This window comes from Methylibium sp. T29 (assembly GCF_000576205.1).
GTDB lineage: Bacteria > Pseudomonadota > Gammaproteobacteria > Burkholderiales > Burkholderiaceae_C > Methylibium > Methylibium petroleiphilum.
This window is the reverse complement of the sequence record NZ_AZND01000263.1, coordinates 1-4352: the sequence shown is the minus strand read 5'-3', so window position 1 is coordinate 4352 and position 4352 is coordinate 1. Positions and strand designations below refer to the sequence as shown.

5 protein-coding genes are annotated in these 4352 nt (G+C 72.9%); 2 read left to right on the top strand and 3 right to left on the bottom strand.

Translation table 11 applies throughout. The features are described 5' to 3' along the window. On the top strand, positions 1-177 hold a 177-nt coding region (locus x551_RS24650), incomplete at its 5' end, for a pirin-like C-terminal cupin domain-containing protein (RefSeq protein ID WP_275452079.1). A gap of 7 nt (positions 178-184) precedes the next feature. On the opposite strand, the gene x551_RS18995 is transcribed toward x551_RS24650, so the two are convergent. Genes x551_RS18995 through x551_RS18985 form a run of 3 tightly spaced genes read right to left on the bottom strand, consistent with a single transcriptional unit; the run spans position 185 to position 3520 of the window. Beyond that, positions 185-1036, bottom strand: coding sequence for an MOSC N-terminal beta barrel domain-containing protein (locus tag x551_RS18995; RefSeq protein WP_036235764.1), 852 nt, complete (start codon positions 1034-1036; stop codon positions 185-187). 4 nt (positions 1037-1040) lie between these two features. Beyond that, the gene (locus x551_RS25940) at positions 1041-1889 is read right to left on the bottom strand and encodes an AsmA family protein (RefSeq protein WP_036250225.1); all 849 of its coding nucleotides are present in this window, start codon (positions 1887-1889) and stop codon (positions 1041-1043) included. Next, on the bottom strand, positions 1868-3520 hold the full coding sequence (locus tag x551_RS18985) for an AsmA family protein (RefSeq protein ID WP_036235769.1): 1653 nt from the start codon (positions 3518-3520) through the stop codon (positions 1868-1870). The genes x551_RS25940 and x551_RS18985 overlap by 22 nt, the downstream gene beginning before the upstream one ends. A 95-nt stretch (positions 3521-3615) precedes the next feature. Between x551_RS18985 and x551_RS18980 the strand changes: the two genes are divergently transcribed. Beyond that, positions 3616-4352 (top strand): 2-octaprenyl-3-methyl-6-methoxy-1,4-benzoquinol hydroxylase (locus x551_RS18980; protein ID WP_036250222.1); only part of this gene is annotated, 737 nt, incomplete at its 3' end.

Genomic DNA, 4352 nt, shown 5'->3' with positions numbered 1-4352 from the left:
GCGCGGGTGGCGCTGATCGGCGGCGCGCCGCTCGGGCCGCGGCACATCTGGTGGAACTTCGTGTCCTCGCGCAAGGAGCGCATCGCCCAGGCCGCCGACGACTGGGAAGCCGACCGCATGGGCCGCGTGCCGGGCGAGACTGATCGCATCCCGCTGCCGGCGCGGCGGCCGGCCTGAGCCGCGCTCAGAACCGGATGCTCGCGCCGCCGATCTGCCCGACGCGCAGTACGCACTCCAGGCCTTCGACGATCACCGCGTTCATGCCGAAACTGATCGCGCCGCCCACGCGCTCGTCGGCGCGGTAGCCGGCCAGCGTGTCGCCCGGCTCGTGGCCCGCCACGCCGGTGGCCGGGTCGACGTTCGGGATCGGGCAGCGCGGGCAGGGCTTCACCAGCTTCAAGCGCACCGGACCCTCTGGCGTGTCGAAGGCGATCTCGTCGAGGTGGTCCTCGCCGTGTGCGTCCAGACCCGCCAGCACCAGGTTGGGCCGGAAGCGCTGCATCGTTACCGCCGGCAGGTCCTTCGCCGCCAGCCGCTCGTTCAGGCCGGCGAGCGAGGCCTCGGAGATCACCAGGATCGGATAGCCGTCGCTGAAGGCGGTCTCGGCCTCGATCGTGCCGGTCCAGGCGCGGTTCGACGGGCGCTTCTGCTCGGGGTCGAAGCGCACCAGCCGCAGCGGCTGGCGCAGGAAGTCGCTGAACCACTGCGCGGCCAGGTCGCCCATGTCGTAGGCCGCCACCTCGTCGTCCCACACGCGCACGCGGGTCGGCGTCTCCACCGTGTCGAGCGCGAGGTGCAGCGCCAGCATGCCCGGCGCGCGCAGCACCAGCTCGCTGTGGCGCAGCTCGGTGGCCACCAGGGCCATGCGCGGCAGCTCGCGCTGGCTGAGGAACTCGCCGTCGGTGTCGACCACCATCCAGGCGCGATCGAACTCGAAGCCGGTCTCGATCAGCAGCACTTCCGGCAGGCTCACGCCGGCGCAGGACTTGACCGGGTGCACGTGCAGGCCGGCAATCGTCACGTCGATATCGCTCATCGCATCAGCGCCCGAACAGCTTCTTCAGCTCGTCCTTCGCCTTCTCCTTCGCCTTGTCCCTGGCCTGTTCCTTCACCGAGGGCGCCGAGGCGCCGCTGGCTGCGGCCGCCGGCGTGGCGCTGCCGCCCAGCAGGCCGCCCAGTGCGTCCTTGGCCCGGTCGCCCAGTGCGCCGCGGGCCGCGCCGCTCAACAGGTCGGCGCTCACCGCCGACCATTGCACCTTGTAGTCGACCGCCTCGAAAGGCCCGACCAGCTGCACGGGCACAGTCACGCCCTTCAGCAACGCGAGATCGGCGCCGCCCTGGCCCTCGGCGGTGCCGGTGACGGTCGCCTTGGCGAGATAGTCGACGCGGCCGCGGCCGATGTCCACCAGCCCTTCGCCGCCCACGCGCAGGAACGGACTCTTGCCAGACAGGTCCTTGCTGCGCGCCACGCCGTCGGCGATGTCGAAGCTGGCGGAGATCTCCGAGAAGTCGGTCTTCTCCTCGGCACTCGAGGCCTGCACGGCGTCCTTGTTCAGCGTGACCGCCGAACGCCACTGCCGCAGCGTCTTCGCGAGGTTGATCCCGCGCACCGCGCCGTCGCGCAGCTGGAACGCGGCCTTGCCGTCGAGCGCCTGCTTGAGGCGCTGCACGCTGGCGCCCTGCGTCGTGACGTCGGCCGTCACGCGCCCCTTGCCCTCGAGCTTCCTGAACTGCGCCACGTCGGTCAGCAGCGCGGCGATGTCGACGTCGGTCGCGTCGAGCTTCAGGCCGATGCGCTGTGCCGCCGGGTCAGCGGCCGCCTGCGCGGAGGCCTGGGCCGCGAAGCGCCCGCCCCAGGCGCGCCCGCTCAGGTCGCTGACGCGCAGCACGCCGCCAGCCAGCGTGGCTCCAGCGCCGCATCGGCAATGCGGTAGGGCGGGTAGACCAGCGTGCCGGCGCGGAAGCTGAAGCGGCCGTCGAGTGCCTTCAGCCCGCCCAGATCGACCGGGGAGTCCGCGCCGGGCCTGGCGCCGGCCTGCGGGGCCTTCGGGCCGGTCGACGGCGCGACGAAGCGGGTCAGGTCCAGCGCTGCGAAGCGGGCCTGGGCATCGACGTAGGGCACCGGTTTCGACAGGTCGGCGCGGCCGCCGGCGGTGAACTTCTGGTCGTTGATCGCGCCGTCGAGGCGCCAGCTCGCGTCCTGCGTGCCGGCCTGCGCCTGGCCCTGCAACGCCAGGTTCACCGGCGGCAGTGCCGGGTCGGTGAAGTTGAGCTTCAACTGCAGCGCATCGAGCGCGGCGGCCAGCGGCTGCGGCGCCAGCGTGAGGTCGCTGCGCACCTCGCCGTTCACACTGCGGCCGGCGCCGCTGCCCTTGACGGCAAGCCGCAGCCCCGGAACGCGGATGCGTTCGAAGCTGCCGCTCGGCGCCTGCGATTCGAAGTCCATCTGCACCGTGCCGACCGCCGGCCCGCCCTGGAGCGAGGCGCTGCCCTTCAATGCGCTGCCCTTGAGCGCGTCGCCCGTGACCTCGAGTTTCGGCCAGGCGAGCTGGGCGGCCACGCTGTCCTCGCCGCGGCGGCCGGCCAGCTTGACGTCGAGCGCGTCGAGCCGCAGCGCGCGTTTCGGCGGATCCAGGCGCAGCGCGTCGAGCGCCACCGTGCTGTCCTTCAGCGCCACCCCCAGGCGTTCGCCCGACAGCGTGAGCCGGAGCTTGTCGGCCTGCAGCGCACCGCTCGGTCCGTCGTAGGCCAGCATGCCGGCGAGGCGGGCGTCGAGCTGCTTCACGTCGAAGCCGTCGCCGCGCAGCGACAGCGCGAGGTCGCGCAACGCCACGCTGGCGGGCGCGCCGGCCGGCAGGCTCAGCTTCAGCTGGCCCGTGAGCTCGACGTCGGCGTTCAGCTTCGGTTGCGTGAGCGCGGCCTGGCCGACGAAGCGGATCGGTGACTCGGCGCCGTCGGCCAGGCGGCCGGTACGGAGCTCCTTGACGACGAAGCGGCCGTCGAGACCCAGCGGTACGTCCTTCACCGTCGCCTGCAGGTCCTTGAACTCGATCGCGCTGATGTCGAATGCCAGCGCCTGGGAGGAGACGTCGGCGGCCGGGGCGTCCTTCGCGTCGGTGGCGGGGCTCAGCAGGTCGTCGATGTTGCGGCGGCCCTCGGCGTCGCGGCGGTAGTGCACGCGCACACCGCGCGCTGACACGCGGTCGACCGCCAGCCGCTGCTTCAGCAGCGGCATCACCTGCACCGCGAGCGTGGCCTCCTGCAGCGCCGCGAACTCGTCGGGGCGCCGGTGCTCGCTGAGCTTCACGTCGCGCAGCGTCACCTCGAGGCGGGGAAAGACCGACAGTCCGATCGGTCCGTCGATCGCCAGCGTGCGGGCCCGGTGCTCGCGCATCCAGTCGATCAGCAAGCCCTTGTAGCGATTGGGGTCGAAACTCGCGACGAGGTAGGCCGCGGCGGCCACGGCCAGGCCCAGCAGCACGGCCAGGGCGATCAGCGAACGACGGAGCCAGACGGGCATGACGCAGGCCAGGGCGGGGGCCCTGTGCAGTGGCGGTCGGGGCATTGTGCCGCCGGCCCTGTCCCGACGAGGGGCTCCCTACAATGTGAATCGCAATGAAGCATTTCGACGTGAGCGTGCGGGGCCGCGGCGCGGTGGGGCAGGCGCTGGCCTTGTCGCTCGCCCGTCTCGGGCTGCGCGTCGCATTGTCCGGCGCCCCGGCGCCCGAGGGCCCCGATGTGCGCACCTACGCGCTCGGCGCCCGATCGGTGGCTTTGCTGCAGCAGTTGCGGGTCTGGGAGGCGCTGCGCGCGGCCACGCCGTCGGCCGCGACCCGCGTGCTCGACATGCAGGTCGCCGGCGACGCCGGCGGCACGCTGGCCTTCAGCGCGTGGCAGCAGTGCGTCGGCGAGCTGGCATGGATCGTCGATGCCGCCGCGCTGGAGCGCGAACTGGCGACCGCACTGCGCTTCTCGCCGCACGTCGCGTTGCTCGACGAGGCCCCGCCGGCCGCGCTGGTCGCGCTGTGCGAGGGCAAGGATTCGCGCGAGCGCGAGGCGCTCGGCATCGAGGTCGAACGCCACGACTATGGCCAGCGCGCGATCGCCGCGCGGCTGGCCAGCGACAAGCCGCACCAGGGCATCGCGCGGCAATGGTTCCGCGCGCCCGACGTGCTGGCGCTGCTGCCCTTCGACCTGCCGGGCGAGGCGGGCGGCTACGGTCTGGTCTGGTCGCTGCCGGACGCGCGTGCCGCCGAACTGCTGGCGCTGGACGACGGCGCCTTCGAGCAGGCACTGAACGAAGCCAGCCACGGCCAGGCCGGCCGGCTGGCGCTGCGCGGTGCCCGCGCGGC

Coding starts and splice junctions, on each gene's coding strand:
- x551_RS18995 (WP_036235764.1), bottom strand. CDS start 1,036: ATGAGCGATATCGACGTGACGATTGCCGGCCTGCACGTGCACCCGGTC.
- x551_RS18985 (WP_036235769.1), bottom strand. CDS start 3,520: ATGCCCGTCTGGCTCCGTCGTTCGCTGATCGCCCTGGCCGTGCTGCTG.